Origin of the sequence: Primorskyibacter flagellatus (assembly GCF_048268605.1) — a bacterium.
GTDB lineage: Bacteria > Pseudomonadota > Alphaproteobacteria > Rhodobacterales > Rhodobacteraceae > Primorskyibacter > Primorskyibacter flagellatus.
Map to the genome: position 1 here is coordinate 335,095 of NZ_JBLWVF010000002.1, position 22,987 is coordinate 358,081.

The 22,987-nt window shown below is 61.6% G+C and carries 20 protein-coding genes; 6 read left to right on the top strand and 14 right to left on the bottom strand.

What is annotated here, in order from left to right:
* Positions 1-31 precede the first annotated feature (31 nt).
* Positions 32-1,645: a cytochrome-c oxidase, cbb3-type subunit I gene (gene ccoN, locus ACN0WV_RS04835; protein WP_417604079.1), complete on the bottom strand. Its 1,614-nt coding sequence runs from the start codon at positions 1,643-1,645 to the stop codon at positions 32-34.
* A 197-nt stretch (positions 1,646-1,842) separates the two neighbouring features.
* Between ccoN and ACN0WV_RS04840 the strand changes: the two genes are divergently transcribed.
* Positions 1,843-2,682 (top strand): universal stress protein, encoded by an 840-nt coding sequence (locus ACN0WV_RS04840; RefSeq protein ID WP_417604080.1) that lies wholly within the window; start codon positions 1,843-1,845, stop codon positions 2,680-2,682.
* A 58-nt stretch (positions 2,683-2,740) separates the two neighbouring features.
* On the opposite strand, the gene fnrL is transcribed toward ACN0WV_RS04840, so the two are convergent.
* The 6 genes from fnrL to ACN0WV_RS04870 form a co-directional block, all read right to left on the bottom strand.
* Entirely contained in the window at positions 2,741-3,475 is a 735-nt protein-coding gene (gene fnrL / locus ACN0WV_RS04845) for a transcriptional regulator FnrL (protein WP_417604081.1), read from the bottom strand.
* Between the two features lie 261 nt (positions 3,476-3,736).
* Positions 3,737-5,341, bottom strand: coding sequence for an ABC transporter ATP-binding protein (locus ACN0WV_RS04850; protein ID WP_417604082.1), 1,605 nt, complete (start codon positions 5,339-5,341; stop codon positions 3,737-3,739).
* Complete coding sequence (locus ACN0WV_RS04855; protein ID WP_417604127.1) at positions 5,338-6,486, bottom strand: ABC transporter permease; 1,149 nt, start codon at positions 6,484-6,486, stop codon at positions 5,338-5,340. The genes ACN0WV_RS04850 and ACN0WV_RS04855 overlap by 4 nt, the downstream gene beginning before the upstream one ends.
* A gap of 34 nt (positions 6,487-6,520) precedes the next feature.
* The gene (locus tag ACN0WV_RS04860; protein WP_116598053.1) at positions 6,521-7,618 is read right to left on the bottom strand and encodes a microcin C ABC transporter permease YejB; all 1,098 of its coding nucleotides are present in this window, start codon (positions 7,616-7,618) and stop codon (positions 6,521-6,523) included.
* A 1-nt stretch (position 7,619) separates the two neighbouring features.
* Positions 7,620-9,548, bottom strand: a complete 1,929-nt coding sequence (locus ACN0WV_RS04865; protein ID WP_417604083.1) for an extracellular solute-binding protein — start codon at positions 9,546-9,548, stop codon at positions 7,620-7,622.
* Positions 9,549-9,723: 175 nt separating this feature from the next.
* The gene (locus ACN0WV_RS04870; protein ID WP_084350359.1) at positions 9,724-10,245 is read right to left on the bottom strand and encodes a c-type cytochrome; all 522 of its coding nucleotides are present in this window, start codon (positions 10,243-10,245) and stop codon (positions 9,724-9,726) included.
* Positions 10,246-10,364: 119 nt separating this feature from the next.
* On the opposite strand from ACN0WV_RS04870, the gene ACN0WV_RS04875 reads away from it, so the two are divergent.
* Positions 10,365-11,198 (top strand): prephenate dehydratase, encoded by an 834-nt coding sequence (locus tag ACN0WV_RS04875; RefSeq protein WP_417604084.1) that lies wholly within the window; start codon positions 10,365-10,367, stop codon positions 11,196-11,198.
* A gap of 127 nt (positions 11,199-11,325) precedes the next feature.
* Here the strand turns inward: ACN0WV_RS04875 and ACN0WV_RS04880 are convergent, their stop codons facing one another.
* The 4 genes from ACN0WV_RS04880 to ACN0WV_RS04895 form a co-directional block, all read right to left on the bottom strand.
* The gene (locus ACN0WV_RS04880; RefSeq protein ID WP_417604085.1) at positions 11,326-11,778 is read right to left on the bottom strand and encodes a methylated-DNA--[protein]-cysteine S-methyltransferase; all 453 of its coding nucleotides are present in this window, start codon (positions 11,776-11,778) and stop codon (positions 11,326-11,328) included.
* 42 nt (positions 11,779-11,820) lie between these two features.
* Entirely contained in the window at positions 11,821-12,657 is an 837-nt protein-coding gene (locus tag ACN0WV_RS04885; RefSeq protein WP_417604086.1) for an EamA family transporter, read from the bottom strand.
* Between the two features lie 34 nt (positions 12,658-12,691).
* Entirely contained in the window at positions 12,692-15,661 is a 2,970-nt protein-coding gene (gene ileS / locus ACN0WV_RS04890; RefSeq protein ID WP_417604087.1) for an isoleucine--tRNA ligase, read from the bottom strand.
* Positions 15,662-15,856: 195 nt separating this feature from the next.
* Positions 15,857-16,186, bottom strand: coding sequence for a CBU_0592 family membrane protein (locus ACN0WV_RS04895; RefSeq protein WP_417604088.1), 330 nt, complete (start codon positions 16,184-16,186; stop codon positions 15,857-15,859).
* A 380-nt stretch (positions 16,187-16,566) separates the two neighbouring features.
* Between ACN0WV_RS04895 and ACN0WV_RS04900 the strand changes: the two genes are divergently transcribed.
* A complete protein-coding gene (locus tag ACN0WV_RS04900; RefSeq protein WP_417604089.1) occupies positions 16,567-16,962 on the top strand; it encodes a RodZ family helix-turn-helix domain-containing protein in 396 nt (131 codons plus the stop codon).
* 231 nt (positions 16,963-17,193) lie between these two features.
* Here the strand turns inward: ACN0WV_RS04900 and ACN0WV_RS04905 are convergent, their stop codons facing one another.
* Genes ACN0WV_RS04905 through ACN0WV_RS04915 form a run of 3 tightly spaced genes read right to left on the bottom strand, consistent with a single transcriptional unit; the run spans position 17,194 to position 20,059 of the window.
* On the bottom strand, positions 17,194-18,201 hold the full coding sequence (locus ACN0WV_RS04905; protein WP_417604090.1) for a YcjF family protein: 1,008 nt from the start codon (positions 18,199-18,201) through the stop codon (positions 17,194-17,196).
* Positions 18,198-18,647, bottom strand: coding sequence for a GNAT family N-acetyltransferase (locus ACN0WV_RS04910; protein ID WP_417604091.1), 450 nt, complete (start codon positions 18,645-18,647; stop codon positions 18,198-18,200). Before ACN0WV_RS04910 ends, ACN0WV_RS04905 begins: the two co-directional genes overlap by 4 nt.
* On the bottom strand, positions 18,644-20,059 hold the full coding sequence (locus tag ACN0WV_RS04915; RefSeq protein ID WP_417604092.1) for a YcjX family GTP-binding protein: 1,416 nt from the start codon (positions 20,057-20,059) through the stop codon (positions 18,644-18,646). The genes ACN0WV_RS04910 and ACN0WV_RS04915 overlap by 4 nt, the downstream gene beginning before the upstream one ends.
* 112 nt (positions 20,060-20,171) lie before the next feature.
* Between ACN0WV_RS04915 and truA the strand changes: the two genes are divergently transcribed.
* The 3 genes from truA to ACN0WV_RS04930 all read left to right on the top strand — a co-directional run bounded on the left by truA (position 20,172) and on the right by ACN0WV_RS04930 (position 22,982).
* Positions 20,172-20,939 carry a tRNA pseudouridine(38-40) synthase TruA gene (truA, locus tag ACN0WV_RS04920; protein WP_417604093.1) on the top strand — a complete coding sequence of 256 codons (768 nt, stop codon included), beginning with the start codon at positions 20,172-20,174 and terminating at the stop codon, positions 20,937-20,939.
* A 386-nt stretch (positions 20,940-21,325) separates the two neighbouring features.
* Positions 21,326-22,504, top strand: coding sequence for an aspartate aminotransferase family protein (locus ACN0WV_RS04925; protein WP_417604094.1), 1,179 nt, complete (start codon positions 21,326-21,328; stop codon positions 22,502-22,504).
* Positions 22,470-22,982 carry a GNAT family N-acetyltransferase gene (locus ACN0WV_RS04930; RefSeq protein WP_417604095.1) on the top strand — a complete coding sequence of 171 codons (513 nt, stop codon included), beginning with the start codon at positions 22,470-22,472 and terminating at the stop codon, positions 22,980-22,982. The genes ACN0WV_RS04925 and ACN0WV_RS04930 overlap by 35 nt, the downstream gene beginning before the upstream one ends.
* The last annotated feature ends 5 nt before the right edge of the window (positions 22,983-22,987 follow it).

The window sequence follows — 22,987 nt, forward strand, 5'->3', positions numbered from 1 at the left end:
TTTTTATCAGTTGTCATTGTCCTGGCCCTCCTTATTCAGCCGGGGTGGCATGTGATGCAGCAACAGTCGCCTCGACAGCGGGGCTGCGTTTGACGGTCATCCACAGGTTGTAGACCATGATCAGCGCACCGCTGAGGAACATGACCCCGCCCAGTGCACGGACCACATACATCGGGAATTTCGCGGCAACGGTGTCGGCGAATGCGTTTACAAGGAAGCCGTTCGCATCGACTTCGCGCCACATCAGGCCTTCCATGATGCCGGTGACCCACATCGACGCCGCGTAAAGGACGATGCCGATCGTGGCGAGCCAGAAATGCCAGCTGACCAGTGACAGGCTGTACAGCCGCTCGCGGTTCCACAGTTTCGGCACCAGGAAGTAGAGCGCGCCGAAGGTGATCATGCCGTTCCAGCCAAGCGCGCCGGAATGTACGTGACCGATGGTCCAGTCGGTGTAATGCGACAGGGAGTTCACCGCACGGATCGACATCATCGGACCCTCGAAGGTAGACATGCCGTAAAAGCCGAGCGAGAGCACCAGCATCCGCAAAACCGGATCGGTGCGCAGCTTGTCCCAGGCGCCCGAAAGGGTCATCAACCCGTTGATCATGCCGCCCCAGCTGGGCATCCACAAAACGATCGAGAACACCATGCCCAGCGTCGCCGCCCAGTCGGGCAGGGCGGTGTAGTGCAGATGGTGCGGACCGGCCCAGATATACAGGAAGATCAGCGCCCAGAAGTGGATGATCGACAGCTTGTAGCTGTAGACCGGCCGTCCGGCCTGCTTCGGCACAAAGTAGTACATCATGCCAAGGAAGCCGGCTGTCAGGAAGAAGCCCACGGCGTTATGGCCGTACCACCACTGCGTCATCGCATCCTGCACACCGGAAAAGACCTGCACGGATTTCGACCCGAAGATGCTGACCGGAATGGACAGGTTGTTGAACACATGCAGCATCGCCACGGTGATGATGAAGGCCAGATAGAACCAGTTGGCGACGTAGATATGCGGTTCCTTGCGCTTGATGATCGTGCCCATGAACACGGCCAGATAGGCCAGCCAGACGACCGTCAGCCACAGGTCCACATGCCATTCAGGTTCGGCATATTCCTTGGACTGGGTGGACCCGAACAGATAGCCGGTGGCCGCCAGAACGATGAACAGCTGGTAGCCCCAGAAGACGAACCATGCCAGATTGCCACCCCAAAGACGCGCCGCGCTGGTGCGTTGCACCACATAGAATGATGTTGCGATCAATGCGTTGCCGCCAAAGGCAAAGATCACCGCAGAGGTGTGCAGCGGGCGCAGCCGACCGAAGTTCGCGAATCCGTCAGCCCATTCAAAGTTCAGCGCCGGATAGGCCAGTTGGAAGGCGATGAACGTGCCCACCAGAAAGCCCACGATGCCCCAAAGCGCCGTGGCGATCACGCCGTAGCGGATGACCCCGTCCATATAGCTGGTTTGCAGCACCGCAGGTGGCTCCGGCTCGTCGGTATTGCGCAGCGTCCACAGAAACAGGCCGCCCGCGACCAGCATGATGATGATGGCATGCACCATATAGGCTGCGTCGCGTGCATAGTTGGCCGCGATCATCGCAAACAGCGTGACCAGGCCAAGCACGATCAGCTTGAAGTAATTTGTCATGGTTTGTCCCTTCGTCAGTCCCGCACGAGTCACGCCCCGCGCGGGGGTATTCAATTGAGCGGGTTGTGCGCTGGCGGGGAAGGGCGCGCCTTGATCTAGGTCAACCTTTTTGCGACGCGTTATTGATGCGGATCAAGGAGGTGCCGGCCGGAAGGGTCTAGGCTTCGTGAGAGGATCACACCGCATGAGGGGGAATCATGGCCTATAAGACATTTTTGACAGTCCTGACCGACGACCGGTTGGCGGGCACGACGCTGACCCATGCCACAGCTTTGGCTGAAGCCTGCGATGCCCATCTGGACGTCTTGTGCCTTGGTGTGGATCGCAGCCAGACCGGTTACTACTATGCGGGCGCAAGTGCGATGATCGTGCAGGAAACAATCTCTCGCGCGACCGAAGAGGCCAAAGAGCTGGAAGAGTTTGCGCGAAAGCAGCTTGATGGCCGGGACGGTCGCTGGGGGGTGGAATCAGGCGTTGCCCAGCTCGCCGATATTACGCGGCATGTTGCAGCGCGGGCACGGTTCTCCGACTTGGTCGTGGTGCCACGACCTTATGGCGATGAACGCGGCGCAGAGCTGGAGCCGGTGGTCGAAGGCGTGCTTTTTGAAGGGCAGACCCCGGTCATGGTGGTGCCGGACACGGGCACACCAGTGCCGACGCCCAAACGGATCGTGCTGGCCTGGAATGAAAGCGCCGAGGCGCTGAACGCCGTTCGCGCCAGCCTTCCCCTGCTTCAGTCGGCCGACATTGTTCATGTCGTCGTCATTGACCCGCCGGCGCGCGGGCCGAACCGGTCCGATCCGGGCGGGATGCTGTCGCAATATCTGTCGCGCCACGGCGTCAAGGCGCAGATTGATGTGCTGTCCAAGACAATGCCGCGCGTGTCCGACGTGCTGGTGCGTCATCTTCGGGATGTCGATGCCGATATGATGGTGATGGGGGCCTATGGCCATTCGCGTTTCCGAGAGGCCATCCTTGGGGGTGCCACGCGCAATATGCTGGAAAACTGCCCGGTGCCGGTTTTCATGGCGCATTGATTGAAAATTGACGAGACGGCCGCGCGTGTCGCCGCGTCAGGACTGTCCGGCAGGCCGCTCAGGTGGCCGAATCGTCACCTGCTTCGTCCAGAAGGCGGCTTAGATCGGGGACGGTGACGCGACGCTTGCCCTCAAGCGAGATCACACCGTCCTTGCGCAGCGCGGACACCTGACGACTGACGGTCTCCAGCGTCAGCCCAAGATAATCCGCCATCGCTTCGCGTGTCAGCGGCAAGTCGAATACCACCCGCGCATCCTTGCTGCGCTGATGCAGAATGGCATCGCGCCGTGCGATGATCGACAGAAGCGAGGCGATTTTTTCGCGCGCGGTCTTGCGCCCCAGAACCAGCATCCATTCGCGTGCCGCGTCCAGCTCGTCCAGCGTCATCTCCAGAAGACGATGTGCGATATGTGGGGTGTCTGCCATCAACCCCTCAAAGGGGGCCTTGCGAAAACAGCACATCAGCACATCCGTGGTGGCCGTCACGTCATATGCGGCAACTGGCCGTCCGGGCCGCCCGACGAAATCCGAGGGCAGCAGCAGTCCCACCATCTGTGTGCGCCCGTCCTCCATTGTCTGGGACAGTGTGGCGACGCCTGACACGACAGAGCCCACGAAATCCATTCGGTCTCCGCACCAGATGATGGTCTGGCCGGCCTCGAAGCGTCGGTAATATTTGACCTCTTCCAGTCGCTGCAACTCGTCCGTCTCGCAGCGGGCACAGACCGCGCGGTGCCGGATCGGGCATTCCGCGCAATTCTGGGTGCCAGTGAGGATGGGTTCTTGCAACATCTTGAGATCCACATTTGATCTGGGTCAAAGACACCCAGCGCCCTGCGGTGAAGGTTAGGGGGTTGGGCCGATGAAAACAACTCGCCCCAATGGGCCTTTTTGACGCGCGGCATCCGACCCTGCGGCATTTTTTCAAGTTCGATGGCTTTGCTATACGGAATTGCGACGTCAGCGCCGTAGAATTGACGTTCCTGCAAGGGCGCTATCGGGTTGCGGTCAGGGCAAGCGCGCCCCGGGGAAACACCCGGGGCCTCCTGGTTCCTAGACCCCACCCGTGACATGCGATGCGAAGGCCGCCGCCAGCAATTCGCGGGTGTAGTCGGTTTTCGGTGCCTCAAAGATCTCTTCAGCAGCGCCATATTCCATCACGTCGCCCTGTTTCATCACCATCACCCGATGCGACATCGCGCGCACCACCTTCAGGTCGTGGCTGATGAACAGATAGGCAAGGTCGTACTTGCGCTGCAAGTCGCGCAGCAGGTTCACGATCTGCACCTGAACCGTCATGTCCAGCGCCGAGGTCGGCTCGTCCAGTACCACGAGCCGGGGCCGCAGGATCATTGCGCGGGCAATGGCGATGCGCTGGCGTTGTCCGCCGGAAAACTCGTGCGGGTAGCGATGCATCGTCGCCGGGTTCAGCCCGACCTCCGTCATCACCTCGGCCACCAGTTCGCGCGCAGGCCGCCCATCCGGGCTGCCATGCACGCCCAACCCTTCGGCGATGATCTGTTCGCAGGTCATGCGCGGCGAAAGGCTGCCAAACGGGTCCTGAAACACGATCTGCATCTTGGCACGAAGGCGCCGCAGCTCTTTCGTGGACCATTTGCGCACGTCCTGCCCCATGAAGGTGATGGCACCTTCGGACTGGATCAGCCGCATCATCGCCAGCGCAAGTGTGGTCTTGCCGGAACCGCTTTCCCCGACGATGCCCAGCGTCTCGCCCGCCCGGACAGAGATCGTCGCCTCGTTCACCGCCTTGACATGCCCCACCGTGCGTTTGAACAGGCCCTGCTGGATCGGGAACCAAACCTTCAACTGGTCGGTCTCGGCCACCAGCTCTGCACCGTCCGCGACCGGATCCGGCGTGCCGGTGGATTCCGCACTCAGCAGCATTTGCGTATAGGGGTGCTGCGGATTGGCAAAAATCTCGGAGGTGCGGCCAGCCTCGACAATCTCTCCGTCTTTCATCACGCAGACCCTGTCGGCGATGCGCCGCACGATCCCCAGGTCATGGGTTATGAACAGCAGGCTCATGTCGTAATCCTGCTTGAGATCGGCCAGAAGCTCCAGGATCTGCGCCTGAATGGTCACGTCCAGCGCCGTTGTCGGCTCATCCGCGATCAGTAGGTCCGGCCCGTTGGCCAGTGCCATGGCGATCATCACACGCTGCCTTTGCCCGCCCGACAACTGGTGCGGGTAGGCACCCAGACGGCTTTCCGGATCGCGGATGCCGACCTTGTTGAGAAGTTCCAAGATGCGCGCGCGCGCCTTGTCTCCGGTCAGACCCTGATGCAGCGCCAGCGATTCCGACAGTTGCTTTTCCAGCGTGTGCAGCGGGTTGAGCGAGGTCATCGGCTCTTGAAAGATGAAACTGATGTCATTGCCGCGCACATCGCGCAGCCGTTTGGGCGAGGCGCCGATCATTTCCTGCCCGTTATATATAACCGAACCTTCGACAATGGCGCTGTCGCCCAGCAGAGACACGGTGGACAGGGCCGTCACCGATTTGCCGGACCCGCTTTCGCCGACCAGTGCCACGGTTTCGCCCTTCTCAATCGTGAAGGACACGCCATTGACGGCGCGTGAAATCTGGCCGTCCTGCCGGAAGCCCACCGACAGGTTGTTGACCTCAAGGATGGTGCTCATGAAAAGGTTTTCCTGGGGTCGAACGCATCGCGCACGCCTTCAAAGATGAAGACCAGCAGCGACAGCATGGCAGCGAAGGTGAAAAAGGCGGTAAAGGCAAGCCACGGCGCTTGCAGGTTCTGTTTTGCCTGAAGGGTCAGCTCGCCCAGTGAAGGTGCCGAGGAGGGCAGGCCGAAGCCAAGGAAATCCAGCCCCGCCAGCGTGCTGATCGTGCCGGTCACGATGAAGGGCAGCATGGTTACCGTGGCCACCATCGCGTTGGGCAGCATATGGCGGAACATGATCGTCCAGTTGCTGACACCAAGCGCACGGGCGGCACGGACATATTCCAGATTGCGGGCGCGCAGGAATTCCGCGCGCACCACGCCCACCAGCGCCGTCCAGCCGAACAGGACCGTCAGGAACACCAACAGCCAAAAACTTCGTCCCAGAATCGCGAAAAGGATGATGATGATGTAAAGCGAGGGCGTCGCGCCCCAGATTTCGATCACGCGCTGAAAGATAAGATCCAGCCAGCCGCCGAAGAACCCTTGTAGTGCGCCCGCGACGATCCCCACGACAGAGGCGAGCGTTGTCACGATCAGGGTGAACAGGATCGACAGACGGAAGCCGTAGATTACACGGGCGACGACATCGCGTTTGGTGTCATCGGTGCCCAGCCAGTTCTGGGAGTTCGGCGGCAGCGGGGCTGCACCGGGACGGTCCACCGTGGTCTGATAGCTGTAGGGGATCAGCGGCCACAGCATCCAGCCTTTCTGGAAATCGCCGTCCAGAACCTCGCCTGCATCCACCCGTTCGATCAACTCATCCGGTGTGTCGAAACACGCATCCAGCCCGCCAGTGCGGACAAGGCATTTCACCTCCGGGTCGCGGTAGATGGCTTCAGTGCGGAAATCGCCACCGAAATCGGTTTCGGCGTAGAAATTGAAGATCGGCGTATAAAACTCTCCGCGATAGCTGACGAGGATCGGTTTTTCGTTCGCGATGAACTCGGCAAACAGCGACAGGCCAAAGACCACGGCAAAGATGATCAGCGACCAGAACGCGCGGCCGTTGCGGCGAAAATTTCGCCAGCGCCGCTGGTTGAGCGGCGACAGCGTGAAGAAACCCTTGCGCGGGGCGGGGGCCACGGGCTTGCCGGGCATGGGTTCGGGGATCAGGTCGGGGTTTTGCATGGCCTCAACCCTCCCGCTTTTCAAAGTCGATGCGCGGATCGACGAACACATACATCAGGTCCGAAAGAATGCCGACCAGAAGACCCATAAGGCCGAAAACGAACAGCGTGCCGAAGATCACTGGATAATCGCGGGCCACGGCAGCCTCGAACCCCAATCGTCCAAGACCGTCGAGCGAAAAGATCGTCTCGATGATGAGGGAACCGGAGAAGAACACGCCGATGAACACAGCCGGAAAGCCCGCGATGACGATCAGCATGGCGTTGCGGAAGACGTGCCCATAAAGAACCGCGCGTTCGGACAGGCCTTTGGCGCGGGCGGTCATCACATAGTGTTTCTTGATCTCGTCCAGAAAGCTGTTCTTGGTCAGCAGCGTCAGCGTGGCAAAGGCCGAGATTGTCGAGGCCAGCACCGGCAGGGTGATGTGCCAGAAATAATCAGCGATGCGCGCGGGCCAGGACAGGCTTTCCCAATTGTCGGACACAAGGCCCCGCAGCGGGAAAATCTGCCAATAGGACCCGCCCGCGAACAGCACCAGCAGCAGGATCGCGAACAGGAAGCCGGGGATGGCATAGGCCACGATGATCGCGCCGGATGTCCATGTGTCAAAGGCAGTGCCGTCCTTGACCGCCTTGCGGATGCCCAGCGGGATCGACACGATATAGGCAATCAGCGTGGACCACAGGCCCAGCGAAATCGACACCGGCATCTTTTCGATCACCAGATCCATCACGCTGATCGACCGGAAATAGCTCTCGCCGAAATCCAGCCGCATATAGTTCCACATCATCCCGATAAAGCGTTCCAGCGGCGGCTTGTCGAAGCCGAATTCCTTCTCCAGCTTCTCGATGAATTCCGGCGGTAACCCGCGGGCACCCGCATATTGGCTGTCGCCGCCCGCCCCTTGGGTTTCCAGTTCCGAAGCAGGTGATCCGCCCGCACCGGAAAAGCCACCAAACACGTCACCGCCGCCTTCGATCTGGGCAATGATCTGCTCGATCGGGCCACCGGGGACAAATTGCACCAGCGCAAAATTCATCACCATGATCCCGAACAGCGTCGGGATGATCAGCAACAACCGTCTGAAAATATACGCGCCCATGTTAACGAAGCGCGCCCTTGTCCTTCAGGGCCTGCGCCTTTTCAGCGTCGATCCACCACAGATCAAGGTAGCCCAGATCGTAGGGCGGCAGGGGGTCAGGATGTTCGTACATGTCGAAATAGGCCACCCAGTGTTCGGCGATATAGCCTGTGGGAACCACGAAATACTCAAAGCGCAATGCGCGGTCCAGTGCCATCAGGGCGGCGTCCTGATCGGCCTGATTGGTGGTGTCGAAAGATGCTTCGATGATCGCATCGACCAGCGGGCTGGCAATGCCTGCGGGGTTGAACAGGCTGAATTCAGCCTCGCGCGAACCGTACATCTGGGACAGACCGCCACCGGTGGAAAGGAAGGCACCGTATTGCGTGGAATAGATCACGTCATAGTCGCGTTCACGCCGCCGCAACGTGTATTGCGCGGGGTCGATCTTCTCATAGCTGGCGTTCACGCCCAGAATTTTAAGGTTCTGGACATAGGTTTCCACCATCGCTTCCAGCGTCGGGTCCATATTCGACGGGATCGGGATGCGCATATCCAGCGTCTTGCCCTCCGCGTTTCGGCGCAGGTTATCGTCTGCGATGGACCAGCCCGCGTCTTCCAGGATGGCTGCGGCGCGGCGCAGGTTGCCACGATCATTCAGCCGCCCGGCGTCCGAGCTATGGCTTATCATCGGCTCTTCGTTCATCAATGCGTCCGGCACGACATCGCCAAGCGAGTCCAGGAATGCCTTTTCCGCGCCCTGTGGAGTGGCTTTCGCCTCCAGCGGTGTGCCTTCGACAAAAGAACTGCGCTGGCTGTAAAGCCCGTAACGCAGGGATTCGTTGGCCCATTCGAAGTTGAAGGCCAAGGCCAGCGCCTTGCGCACGTCCTTGTCGGCAAATTGCGGCTTGGCGAGGTTGAAGACAAAGCCCGCGGCATCGGGTGGGCTTCCGTCGGGCAGGGCCTCCTTCACCACCGTACCGTTCTGCACGCGCGGGAAGTTATATCCGGTGGCCCATTGTTTGGGGTCGCCTTCGTTCTTGAACGTGTATTCGCCGGCCTTGAACGCTTCGAACGCGGCAGTGCTGTCCGCGAAATACTCGATCCGGATGGTGTCGTAATTGTGCCGCCCCTTGTTGAACGGCAAATCCTTGCCCCAATAATCCGGGTTACGCTTGTAGACGATGCGGCGGTTCACCTCGTAGCTGTCAAGGATGTAGGGGCCGGACCCGATGGCGACCTCCAGCCGGGGTTCGTCGAGCCGACGTTTCGGATCCGCCTCGAACCACGCCTTGGAAAAGGCCGGCGTGTTGCCCACGGTTTCGATCAGGCTGCGGCGGGTGATGCCTTCGGCGAAGGTGAATTTGACGGTGTGTTCGTCCAGCGCCTCGGCACCCGTGACCATGCGGCCGACGGCCTGCGCGTAAGACGGCAGGCCCTGCTCGATGAACAGGCGGTGGCTATAGACGACATCCTCGGCCGTGACGGGGCTGCCGTCAGAGAAAACCGCTTCGGGGCGAAGATTGAAGATGACGTAATTCTTGCCCTCGTCATATTCGAGGCTTTCGCAAAGGACGCAGTAATATTGCCCGACGCTGTCAGCGGTGGATTCGATCAACTGGTCATATTGAATTGCTGTCAGCGCGCCCGCGCGTCCCTTCCGGGAATAGGGGTTGAGGCTGTCAAACGTTCCGGTGGCACCCAGCGACAGTTCCCCACCTTTTGGGGCGTCGGGATTGGCATAGGGCAGATGATCGTAATCCGCCGGATAATCCAGATTGCCGAAATAGGAATAGCCATGCGCGCGCGTTATGCCTGCGTCGTCAGCCTGAGCCTGCACCTGTCCGGCCCAGAGGGCAATCCCTGCCGCCATCAGCCCGGCAGCGATGGCATGTTGGACCGACATCCCCTTGGAAATGCGGCTTTGCGCCTGCGCAGTCGTCCTGATCATCGGTTCACCTCCGGTTATGCAGTCAGCCCTTTGGACATTGGTCACAAGCTAAGGGGCGTGTCCAACCACATTCAAGTTGAGATTGCGTGATCGGCGGGCAAATTGCCGCCGCAGAAAAGATAAAGGGCCGCTGTCCTGATGGACAACGGCCCTGTGCGCGGGGGTTCTGTGCAGCTTAGCCGCCGAGCGTATCGAGATACGCAATCAGGTCGGCGCGATCTTCGGGCTTCTTGAGGCCGGCAAAGCTCATCTTGGTGCCGGGCGCATAGCCTTTGGGGTTTTCGAGGAAACCGTTGAGATGCTCCGGCGTCCAGACATCTGCGACCTTCTCCAGCGCGCCGGAATAGGCAAAGCCATCGACGCTGTCGACCTCGCGGCCGACAACCTGGTACAGTGTTGGGCCAGTGCCGTTCGCGTCAGGTTCCACCTTGTGGCAGGCGCGGCACTTGCTGAACACTTTCGCGCCTTTTTCCGGGTCTGCCGCTTCGAGCAGGGCTGCAAAGTCCACCTCTTCTGCGGGTTCTTCTGAGGTGCTGTCGCCACCGGTTTCGATGGCATAGCCCATCGCGTGCTCCTCACCGTGTCCGCCTGCGCCGACATGGTACAGCGATTCCGCAGCCCATTTGCCGACAAGGAATATCAGCAGGGCCCCGCAGAAAGCGCCGAGTATCTTGGTGAGTGTCATCGTATCCAGCATCGCTCGCCTGTCCGTATGAATAGGGTTTCGGCGCGTATCTACGGCTTCCCCTTCGCTGTGGCAAGGTGTAGAAGCCGCGACCAAACGCCCGAGAGGGATTAAACCTCAGGATTTTCGAGATGACCAGACGCATTGCCTTCCAGGGGGAACCTGGTGCTTATTCCCACGAAGCCTGTCGCCAGGCACGCCCGGAGATGGAGGCGCTGGCCTGTCGCACCTTCGAGGACGCGATCGAGGCGGTGCGTGACGGCGACGCGGCTCTAGCGATGCTGCCGGTGGAAAATTCCACCTATGGACGGGTCGCGGACATACACTCGCTGCTGCCTGGATCTGGTCTGCACATCATCGACGAGACCTTCGTGCGGGTGCATATCAACTTGTTGGCCGTCCCCGGAACGCAGCTGAGTGCGGTCGAAAGCGCGATGAGCCATACGGTGCTTCTGGGACAATGTCATAAGTTCCTGCGAGAGCACGGCATTCACCGGGTCACCGGCGCGGATACCGCAGGATCGGCCAAACATGTGGCCGAGGTGGGCGACGCGAAGATGGGGGCGCTGGCCTCGGAATTGGCGGGCGAGATTTACGGGCTGGAAGTTCTGGCGCGCCATATCGAGGATGAGGGCAACAACACGACGCGTTTCCTGATCATGGCGCCCGAGCCGGATATGACGCCGCGCGGCGCGCATGGCATGATGACGTCTTTCGTGTTCCAGGTCCGCAACATTCCGGCGGCGCTGTACAAGGCGATGGGCGGGTTTGCGACCAATGGCGTCAACATGACCAAGCTGGAAAGCTACATGGTGGGCGGATCTTTCACGGCCACGCAGTTTTATGCCGATATTGAAGGGCATCCCGACGATCCGGCAGTGGCGCGGGCATTGGACGAATTGGGTTATTTCACCAGTTATCTGGAAATTCTGGGCGTTTACCCACGCGATTCGCGGCGCGACTGACAGCGGCTGTTCCTTAACGGAGCGGCCTTGCAGCCGCACAGGATGTCTCGCCTCCCGCCTGTCGGGCGGGACGCTCGGCGCGCGTTGCGAGGCGACGTGCAAGTCTGACGTTTTCGCGGTGGATGGTTCAGATCAGCAGGCTGGCCGCGCCTTCGTGTTTCAGAAGCCAGACTTTGGTTTCAATGCCATGGCGACCGGAAAAGCCGCCGAGATTGGTCGCTGCGAGGACGCGGTGGCAGGGGATGATCAGCGGGATCGGGTTGCCGCCGCAGGCCTGACCGATTGCTTGTGCGGGAACGCCGAGCTTTTTCGCGAGGTGGCCATAGGTGCGGGTTTCGCCGAAGCGGATGGTCAGGATTGCGTTACATGTCTGTTGTTGCAGGCTTGATCCGCCGAGGTTGAGGGGCAGATCGAAACTTGTCAACTGTCCGTCGAAATAGGCGGTAATCTGTGCGGCGGCGCGTTGCAGCAAAGGTGTTTGATCTGTACCGCCGCTGCCCCATTCGCTGCGGGTGACCCGGCCGAGCTCTTCGGTGATGGTGAAGGGGCCGGTGGGCGTGGGGACAGTCAGACTGGGCATTTGCGTAAAGTGGCGTCGGGCGTGCTCTTTGGCAAGAACGGTTCAAAGCCGGGTCAGAACGACGCCCGCGATGATCAGCGTGGCGGCAAGCGCTTTTGTGCGGTCAATCCGGTCGCCCATGAAGAGCCAGCCCAGAAGCACGGCGAAGAGGATAGAGGTTTCGCGCAGGGCGGTCACCAGAGCGATGGGGGCTTGGGTCATGGCCCAGACGGCGATGGCGTAGGCCGCGTAGGACCCGGCGGCGGCGAGACTGCCCAGCACCCAGTCCTGTTTGCGGGCTGTCAGCACTGCGCGCCCGCGTAGCGCGATGCAGATGGGTGTGAAAAACGCAGCGTCCAGAATGAAAAGCCACGCGACATACATTGCCGGATTTTCCGAGATCCGCGCGCCCAAGCCGTCCACCAGAGAATAGCCAGCCGTCATCAGCGCCGACCCCAAGGCCAGTGGCACAAGGCGGTGGCTTTCGCCGCTGGTGAAGACGCCGCGGGCCATCATCAGGATACCGCAGCCCAGAACGGCGATTGCCAGATATTCCAGCGGCAGGATGATGTCGGCGAGCAGGGCGGCAGAGATCAGCGTTACGACCAGCGGTGCCGCGCCCCGGGCGATGGGGTAGACGCGGCTGAGATCGCCCTGTTCGTAGGCATAGGCCAGGAACAGCTTGTAGCCGGAATGGAAGACGCCGGAGGCCAGCAACCAGAGCCAGACTTCGGACGAGGGCAGCGGGTGAGCCAGCGCCACGATACCGCCCATGCCCATCTGCACAAGCGTGAGGATCAGCATCGAGGTCATTTTGGACGCGCCGAGTTTGATCAGCGCGTTCCAGCCCGCATGAAGCAGGGCGGCGGCGAGGACCGCGAGGAAAACCGTCAGGCTCATCGCGGTCCGCCTTTCATATCACCGCGTCGGTGGGTCAGCCGAGGGCAGCGTCACAGCGCGCGCAGGTGCCCGGATGCTTGTGGGTGCCGACATCGGGCAGGATCTTCCAGCAGCGCTGGCATTTAGCTCCCTCGGCTTTCTCGAACACCACGCCCACGCCGTCGATTTCCGGCAGGCGGAAGGATTCGCCGGGCTGTGGATCGCCGGTCAGGGAGATCGCTGAGGTGATGCAGATATCGTCGAAGTTGACGGATTTCAGCGCGGCCAGCATGTCCTTGTCGCGCACATGCACGACCGGGGCTGCCTCCAGCGACGCGCCGATCACCTTGTCGGTACGCTGCACTTCAAGCGCAGCGGTCACCGCCCGGCGCGCCTGACGCACACTGGCCCATTTGGCGGCAAGCGGTTCGTCCAGCCAATCGGCGGGCGTTTCCGGGAAATCGGTCAGGTGGACAGAGCTGTCCTCGCCGCCGAAGCGTTCCAGCCAGACCTCCTCCATCGTGAAGACCAGCACCGGGGCAAGCCAGGTGGTCAGCCGGTGGAAGAGAATATCCAGCACCGTGCGCGCGGCGCGGCGGCGGTCCGTGTCGCCGTCGCAATACAGGACGTCCTTGCGAATATCGAAGTAGAAGGACGACAGATCGACCGTGGCGAAGTTGAACAGCGCCTGAAACACACCCTGAAAATCAAACTCGGCATAGCCCTTGCGGACGCGGTGATCGAGTTCAGCCAGACGGTGCAGCACCCAGCGTTCCAGTTCGGGCATATCGGCGGGTGCAACCCGGTCGGATTCCTCGAAATGCGACAGCGCGCCCAGCATGAACCGCATGGTGTTGCGCAGGCGGCGATAGCTGTCCGCGGTGCCTTTCAGGATTTCCGGCCCGATGCGCTGATCGGCGGTATAGTCGGCCTGCGCCACCCAGAGCCGCAGAATATCTGCGCCGTATTGCTTGACCACATCATCAGGCGCGATGGTGTTGCCCAGCGATTTGGACATCTTGTTGCCTTTGCCGTCCAGCGTGAAGCCGTGCGTGACAACGTTGCGATAGGGCGCACGGCCAATGGTGCCGCAGGCTTGCAGCATGGAAGAATGGAACCAGCCGCGATGCTGGTCGGTGCCTTCCATGTAGACATCGGCGATACCATCTTCGGTGCCGTCCTCGCGGTCGCGCAACACGAATGCGTGGGTGGAGCCGGAATCGAACCACACATCGAGAATGTCGAAGACCTGATCCCACTCATCGGCGTTGTAATCGGTGCCGAGGAAGCGTTCCTTCGCGCCGGGTTTGTACCAGGCGTCTGCGCCTTCCGCCTCGAAGGCCTCAAGCACGCGGGCGTTGACCGCCTCATCGCGCAGAAGAAAGCCCTCATCCGTGGGCAGTACGCCTTTGCGGGTGAAGCAGGTCAGCGGCACACCCCAGGCGCGCTGGCGCGACAGAACCCAGTCGGGGCGAACCTCGATCATTGAGAACAGGCGGTTGCGGCCTGTCTGCGGCGTCCATTTCACCAGCTCGTCGATGGAGGTCAACGCGCGTTCGCGGATGGTCTTGCCATAGGTGTCCTGCCCGTCGCCAACCTCGCGGTCGATGGCGGCGAACCATTGCGGCGTGTTGCGGAAGATCACCGGCGCCTTGGACCGCCAGCTATGCGGATAGCTGTGGGTCACACGGCCACGGGCGATCAGCCCGCCAACCTCGACCAGCTTGGCGATCACGGTGGGGTTGGCCTTGCCTTCCTTGCCCTTGCGGTCGAACACCTGAAGGCCCGCGAAAAACGGCACATGCGGCAGGAATTCGGATTCCTCGCCCACGTTATGGGTCATCCGGTCCAGCCAGTTGCGCTTCATAAAGCATTCAAAGTCATCCGCGCCGTGGCTGGGGGCGGTGTGAACAAAGCCGGTGCCAGCCTCGTCAGTCACATGATCGCCGTCGATCATCGGCACGGGGTAGTCCCAGAAGCCATCCGCGCCGTCCGCGCCTGCGAATGGATGCGCTAGTGTCAGAGTGGACAGTTCTTCAGCCGAGACATCGCGCAGGCGGCGATACATCGTGTCGTCCAGCCGAGCGGCGCTCAGAACGTCCCCGGCCAGCGTATCTGCCAGCAGGTAACGGTCGCCGATCTTGCACCAACATTCCTCGGGGCGGCCAGTAACCTCGTAGAGGCCGTAGTTGATCTTGGGGTTATAGGCGACGGCCTTGTTGGACGGGATGGTCCAGGGTGTCGTTGTCCAGATCACCACTCGAGCGTTTACAAGTTGTTGCGCTTTTTCTTTTTGTTCAGCTTCTAACTTGTCTGAACCGGGGCCTACCCAGAAACCCTCACCATGGGCGGCATACACCTTGAACGGCACCCAGATCGTGTGGCTTTTGTGATCGTGATACTCGATCTCGGCCTCGGCCAGCGCGGTCTTTTCAACCGGCGACCACATCACGGGCTTGGAGCCCTGATAGAGCGTTCCGTTCATCAGGAACTTCTGGAAGTCCTCGGCGATGATACGCTCGGCGCGGAAATCCATCGTCAGGTAGGGGCGTTCCCACTTGCCGGTGATGCCCAAGCGCTTGAACTCGTCGCGCTGCACGTCGATCCAGCCCTCGGCAAAACGGCGGCATTCCTGACGGAAATCGACGACATCGACCTCGTCCTTGTTCTTGCCCTTGGCGCGGTACTGTTCCTCGATCTTCCACTCGATCGGCAGGCCGTGGCAGTCCCAGCCGGGGATATAGCGTGCGTCGCGGCCCATCATCTGGTGACTGCGCACGATCATGTCCTTGATCGTCTTGTTCAGCGCGTGGCCGATATGCAGATGGCCGTTGGCATAGGGGGGGCCGTCATGCAGGGTGAACGGCGTCCGGTCCCCGGCATTCTCGCGCAGGCGGTCATAGATGCCGATCTTTTCCCAGCGGGCCAGCCATTCAGGCTCGCGTTTGGGCAGTCCCGCGCGCATCGGGAAATCGGTTTTCGGCAGGTTCAGCGTTGCTTTATAGTCGGGCGTCTCGGCGCACATCTGGGGCGTCCTTGAAAGTCGTGTGAATTGTCAGGGTGTCAGGGGCGGCGCGGCGGTGCATACGCCTTGTCCCGGCGGCTCGCGTGTTAGAGCGCCGGGCATATAATTCGAATGATGATCGCGAGGCCATGCGTCATGCGGCAGCTTATAGGCGCGCGTTGCGCGGGCGTCCAGTGGCCGTGTCGCCTGACTGGATCAGGCGATGACGACAGCCTGACCCGCCCGGCCCGAGGGGGCGGCAGGGTTGCGCAGCACGATCGCGCGTCGCAGCCGGATCAGGATCGCGGCAGAGCCCATGCAAATCATGAAGCCCTGCGTCAGCGCCGCGGCCAGGTTGAAGTCCTGTGACAGCCCGATCAGCACCACCACGGCGGCAATGGTGTTGATGACGAAATAGCGGGCACCTTCAGCCGTCAGAACATGCGTGGATAGCAGTAAATAATTCGTCACATAGAGGCAAAAGCCAAAAAGACCCAAAACCCGGCAAATTTGCTCGGATGTGACGGGTGCCAGAAAATCGGACATCAGATGGCTCCATGACAATGCAACTTGTTGAAAAACATGACGCCAAAGCAGGCCGCGCCTTGAAAGTATCATGCCTTAACGTCTGACACCGCGACAGTCCGGGATACCTGACCTGCATGTGCCTGCGCGTCTCTTGGCGCAACTGGCGGAAAACAGCGCGCGGAAACGGGGGTTGCGGCAATGTCCCGCCGGTTCTAGCGCCTGCGACTGACGCGGCAAGAGTTGGCGCATGGATCACCGCGTTTTCGGCAGGGTCTGGCCGATCCGCGACGATTGGAAAACGGCATCGAACCAATCGGCCACCTGCGCGCTTTGCTTACAAGCGGTCGGACTTTCATGGGAACGCCTCATTCGACCGCATCAAATGAAGGAGAACCCAGATGGCCTATAAAGAGACAGACACTCACCTGCGCGAACCGCGCGAAATCCGCACGACCCGGTCCGGCGGCAATGTCGTGATCGGCCTTGCCATCGCAGTTGTGGTGATCATTGCCGTGCTGGTCGGTGCCTCGTTGATGAGCAATTCGCCTGAGCCCGCGCCTGTGCTGACAGATCCGCCCGCGCCCGCAAGCACCCCGATGATCGAGAGCGGCGCTGACGCGACTGCACCGGCGGCAAACGGCACTGGTGAGGCCGCAGCGCCCGTGACGGAGACCGGCAATACCCAAGCCACGACAAACGGTGCCGAGGCAGGGGGATCAGCGACGGCAACCGACGGCGCGGCCCCGGCTGACAATGGCGTCGCTGCCGAGGAACAACCCGCACCTGCCGAGTAATTCGGTTGCCAATGGCGATTCTGTCAAAACGCAGCGGTTGCCATTTGAGAATTGCCCGTAAAGATCCTGCGGGGTGCATTCGAGTGATGCACCCCGCGCTTGCTGTTTACTGTCGGCGGAACATTCAGAACCGGCTGCTGATCGGTGCCCCGCTTGGACGCCCAGTCAGGATCCGCCACCTTATGCGGTGCGGTACACTGGCCAACCCTGCCATGTCTGCGGATGGCAGCGTCAGTCCTTATCCTGCCTGAACAACCCGGTCAGCGCGGATTTGACCATGCTGCGCACCGGCGGGCGTGGTTCTCGGGTGAAGGGCAGGGGGCGGCAGACCTCCATCGCGGCGGCGCCGACACGCGCGGTCAGCGCGCCGTTGATAAGGCCCTCGCCAAAACGCCGCGAAAGCTTGGCCAGGATGCCGCCGCCCAGCACCGGTTCCAGCATGTCGTCGCCCACAGCTACCGCACCGGTGGCCACCAGATGCGCCATCACGGCGCGGGTCAGCCGCCAGCTGCCCAAAGTGCCCGCGCGGCCGCCATAAATCTCGGCAATGCGCCGGATCATCCGGATATTGGCCGTCAGCGCCGACGCAACATCGGCCAGCGCCAGCGGCACCAGCGCGGTGACGGTGGCCACCTGACGGGCCGCGGCCTCTACCTCGGTCCGGGCGGCGCGGTCCAGCGGGCGCAGCAGTTCTGCTTCGGCCAGACCCAGCAGGGCGCTTGCGTCAAACTGTTCGCCCCCCAGTTCCTCGACACGCTGTCGACCCCAGCTGGTATCCTCGCGGCCTGCGTAAAGCGCTGTCAATTTCTTGATGACGATGCGGGCACCGGCAAGATCATCCTCTGCCAATGCCTGCGCCGCGCGCCGGTGTAGCTTGTCGATCCGGGCCAGCCGCGAAAAAACCGCCAGTTCCTTGACCGCGATGGCCAGCAGTACCAGCACGAACAATCCGAACAGCACTGTCACCGCCCATCCGAGCAGCGGCACCTGCGCAATAAGGCCAGCGGCAAAGTTCCACGCCGCCACCGAAACCACGGTACCAATGACCGCCATCAACAGCGCCCAGAACCATCGTGACAACGCAGAGGAGCGCCGACCTGCAAGCGCCGCGACCGTAGCCATCGCCTGACCGCGCGGGCCGGGTTCGCCAGTGTCGGGCACCGGCGGGGCTTCGGCGGGCGACGGCCCGCTGCCCTTGCCATCAAGATCGATCAGTACGGGGCCATCACGGTCACTCATGTCTTGCCCTTTCGGCTCCAGATATAATTGATATCAGGCAGCTTTTCTTCATTCGAATGGCCGTCGGTTCGGCTGTCCTCGGTGAAACCTTCGCGAAGGTAGAAACGCTGCGCCGCGATATTGTGCTGGAACGTCCAGAGTTTCAGCCTGTTGCGGCCGATCTTGGCGTCATCCAACAACATGCGCCCGACCCCGGATCCGCGTGCCTGCGCGCTGACGTAAAGCGCGTGGATATAATCCTCCTGCCGGGCAATGAACCCCAACAGCAACCGGTCCTCACAGGCGACAGTCACCCATCCGCAGTCGATCATCTTGGCGCAATAGCTGATATCCTCGGCCGCTGAATGCAGGTGCGGCTTCCAGGCGTTGGCGGCGTTGCCATCGCTCATCAACCCACCGATCTTGCCGGCATCCAGCGATCGGGCCGGGCGCAGGATGATCGTCATAGCCGGTCCCCGAACAGGAATTGCGCAGCCTTGTCCAACCGGATATGCGGCGGGCCGATCCCGGGTTTCAACGTCAGCGGCGCGGGGGCAAAGCGCATGATCTTGTAATCCTGATCCAGCCACGCATCGGCACCCTGACGTGCGGGCCCCAGCAGATGGCCGGGATCGTCGGGCAGGGCACCGGGGTAAAACGCCGCCTCTTTTCCGCTGTCGAGCAACCGCCCGCGCACGCAATTCAGCGTGCGCCCGTCATGCTGGATCGTTTCCTCGACCGTGGCGCGCAGCGCGGCCAGCGACATGGCAGAGGTCTCTGCCCCGGCAAAGCGCGCACGGTCGCGGGCCTCGCGGGTCAGCGCCTCCATTATGGCGGTCAGCCGGGCATGTTGGGTGTGATGCAGGTGATCGGCCTTGGTGGCGGCGAACAGGATCTTCTCTACCCGTTTGCCACGGAAAATCTGCGTCAGAAAGGCGTTCCGTCCGGGCCGGAAAGACGACAGGATATCTGCCATCGCCAACCGCATGTCCTCGACCGCTGCCGGGCCCTGATGGATCGCGCCAAGCGCATCGACCAGCACCACCTGTCGGTCGATGCGGGCAAAGTGATCGCGAAAGAAGGGGCGCACAACACGCGCCTTATAGGCCTCGTAGCGCCGCTCCATCTCGCGCCAAAGCGACTTGCGCGGCGCTCCGCCCGGATCGGGCAGCGGTGCAAAGGTCAATACCGGAGACCCCGCCAGATCGCCCGGCAGCAGGAACCGCCCCGGCGTGCAATCCGAATAGCCATCCTGCCGGGCTTGGGTCAGATAGGAGGTAAAACTGCGCGCAAGCGCCTGCGCATCGGTTTCGCGCAATTCCGCGGTAGGGTCGATTCCGTCGGAAACGGCGATGAACTCCGCCGCCTGTGCGCGTTTGGTGATCCGGTCCAATGTCTCGCGCGACCAGTCGGCATAGGATTTCTCCATCAACCCCAGATCCAGCAGCCACTCACCGGGATAATCCACGATGTCCAGATGCACCGTCCGCGGCCCCTGCAATCCCGCCAGCAGCCCGGTGGGTTGCACCCGCAAGGACAGACGCAGTTCCGAGATCATGCGCGTACTGTCCGGCCAATGCGGTTCACGCGCCGTCAAGGCGGCCAGGTGGGTCTCGTATTCGAAACGCGGCAGGGTGTCGTTGGGCTGCGGCTGCAAATAGGCGGTGGTGATGCGCCCGTCAGCCGCCGCCAGAAGCTGCGGCATCCGGCCCCGGTCCAGCAGATTGGCCACCAGCGACGTGATGAACACGGTCTTGCCGGCCCGCGCCAGGCCGGTGACGCCAAGTCGGATCACCGGTTCCGAAAACGGGCTGGTCAACGTGCCCGCCAGGTTCTCGACCCCACGCGTCAAACCGTCTGCCAGCGTCGAGATTACCACAAGCCTGCCCCTTCACTCACTCTTTACGCGCAAGATAGGGGTACCCCGAGTCAAGCACCAGTGCAACGGACAGGGATTGTGCCGGGTGTCGCGGCGCGCTATCTGCGCCGCCATGCCCAGATATGCGCTCTTGGTGGAATATGATGGCGGCCCGTTTTCGGGCTGGCAACGACAGGTCGGCCTGCCCTCGGTGCAGGGCGCGATCGAGAACGCCCTGTCGAAACTGGAGCCGCGCGCCCACAAGATCGCCGCCGCCGGGCGCACCGATGCCGGGGTCCATGCGCGGGGGCAGGTGGCGCATTGCGATATGGATAAGGACTGGGATCCGTTCCGCCTTTCCGAAGCGGTAAACTACCACCTGAAACCCGCACCCGTGGCGATCCGCGCCTGTAAGGCCGTGGGGGACGGTTGGCATGCCCGCTTTACGGCAACAGAGCGCCGCTACCTGTTCCGCATCCTGTGTCGCCGCGCGCCCCTGACGCTGGAGGCGGGCCAGGTCTGGAGGGTTAACCAGGACCTTGACGTCGACGCCATGCAAGAGGCCGCAAATCGGCTGGTTGGCCATCACGATTTCACCACGTTCCGTTCGACGATCTGCCAGGCCAGATCGCCGATGAAGACCCTCGACAGGCTCGACATTCACAAGGTTGACACCTTCGCTGGTCCAGAGGTTCACTTCGACGTAAGGGCGCGCTCTTTCCTGCACAATCAGGTGCGCAGCATCGTGGGCACGCTGGAACGCGCCGGTGCCGGAAAATGGTCGCCAGATGACGTCAGTGCAGCGCTTGAAGCACGCGAACGTGCGGCCTGCGGCCCGGTGAGCCCGCCGGAAGGTCTGTACCTGATGGGCGTCGGCTACCCCGACGACCCGTTCGCCTGACGTCGCAGACAACGCCGCCCGCAGCCGTCCCTTCTTCTTGGCACAAATACTCCGGGGAGCGCGAGGGGCTGGCCCCTCGTTCCCGGACAGGGCCACAAGGGCCGAATACTCAGCTATTGCGACTCCCGAAAATGCCCGTGACCACATTTCGGTCGCAAACCGGGCGGTGGCGCAAAAAATCCTCTGGTGCATTCTGGCACGCGCATATAAATACCCCTGCATGAACAATAGGCACCAAAATACCGTGATCCGACGCCGACGCTCCTGCGTCTGACGTCCCGCGCCTGTTGTTCCCGCGTCCGTTGCTGGCGCAAACCTTCCTCATCAGATTGACTTGAGCCTGCCCATGCGGCACTCAAAGAGCTTCATTCACAAGGATGCTATCCATGATCCCGTCCGTTCTGCCCACCTATGCGCGTGCGCCTCTGTCCTTCGTCAAGGGCGAAGGCCCCTGGTTGACCGAGGCCGACGGACGCCGATTTCTTGATCTGGGTGCCGGGATTGCCGTGAATGTTCTGGGCCATTCCAACCCCGATCTGACGGCTGCGCTGACCGATCAGGCGAACAAGGTCTGGCACGTCTCCAACCTTTACAGCATCCCCCAGCAGCAAGATCTGGCCGACAAGCTGGTGGCGGCGACATTTGCCGACACGGTGTTCTTTACCAATTCCGGCACCGAGGCTTGCGAGCTGGCGGTCAAGATGGCGCGGAAATACTGGTACGAGAAAGGTCAGCCCGAGAAGGTGGAGATTATCACATTCTCAGGGTCGTTCCACGGTCGCTCATCGGCCGCCATCGCGGCCTCCGGGTCGGAAAAAATGGTCAAAGGCTTCGGTCCTGTGTTGCCGGGTTTCAAACATGTCGAATGGGGCGACCATGACGGGCTGCATGCGGCCATCAATGACAACACCGCCGCCATCCTGATCGAGCCGATACAGGGCGAGGGCGGCATCCGCCCGTTGGCTGATCAAGAACTGAAGGACCTGCGCGCACTTTGCGATGATAATGGCGTTTTGCTTATTCTGGACGAGGTGCAATGTGGCATGGGCAGGACTGGTCGACTGTTCGCGCATGAATGGGCTGGTGTCACGCCCGACATCATGATGGTCGCCAAGGGCATCGGTGGGGGTTTTCCGTTGGGTGCAGTGCTGGCGACCGAAGATGCGGCAGCGGGCATGGTGGTGGGCACGCATGGATCCACCTATGGGGGCAACCCGCTGGCCTGCGCGGTGGGCGGCAAGGTCATGGAAATCGTCTCTGACCCTGCATTCCTTGCCGATGTGCGCAAGCGGTCGGGCCTGTTGCGGCAAAAGCTGGAGGGGCTGGTCGCCTCTCATCCCGATGTTTTCGAGGGCGTGCGCGGGTCCGGCATGATGCTGGGGCTGAAATGCAAGGTCGCCCCCGCCGATCTGGTCAAGGCGGGCTATGACAAACTGGTGATCCTTGTGCCTGCCGCCGATAATGTGGTGCGCCTTTTGCCGCCCCTCAATCTGACGGAAGACGAGATCGCCGAGGCGGTGACGCGGATTGATGCAGCGGCAAGCGCCGTCGGGCCTGATGTATGAGTTCCGCCCGGTGACACGCGCAGATTACGATATGCTACGCGAATGGCTGGGGCAGGCGCATGTCACCCCTGTCTGGGGGCCGCCAGAGCATGAGATTGCGCTGATCGATGCCGAAATCGATGGTGGCGACTGCAAAATGCATATCGTTGCAAAGGACGGTGAGGCGTTTGCCTTCATTCAGGACTGGTGTCCTCATCTGGCAGGCGTGCCGCATTTCACCGATACGGCGCAGGGCACGCGTGCCGTGGACACCTTCCTTGGCGCCCCAAGCTTTCTTGGGCAGGGCCATGCCAAGGCCTATGTTCGTCAGTATGCGCAATCGCTGCTGGATGGCGGTGCGCCAGAGGTAGTGACCGATCCGCGCCTGACCAACCCGCGTGGCATCGCAATGTTTCGCGGCGCAGGGTTCATACCCGGCGAGGTACGCCCCTGCGAGGATGGCGAACTGGTGCAGAACATGCATTTCCGACGAAGCTGAACCAT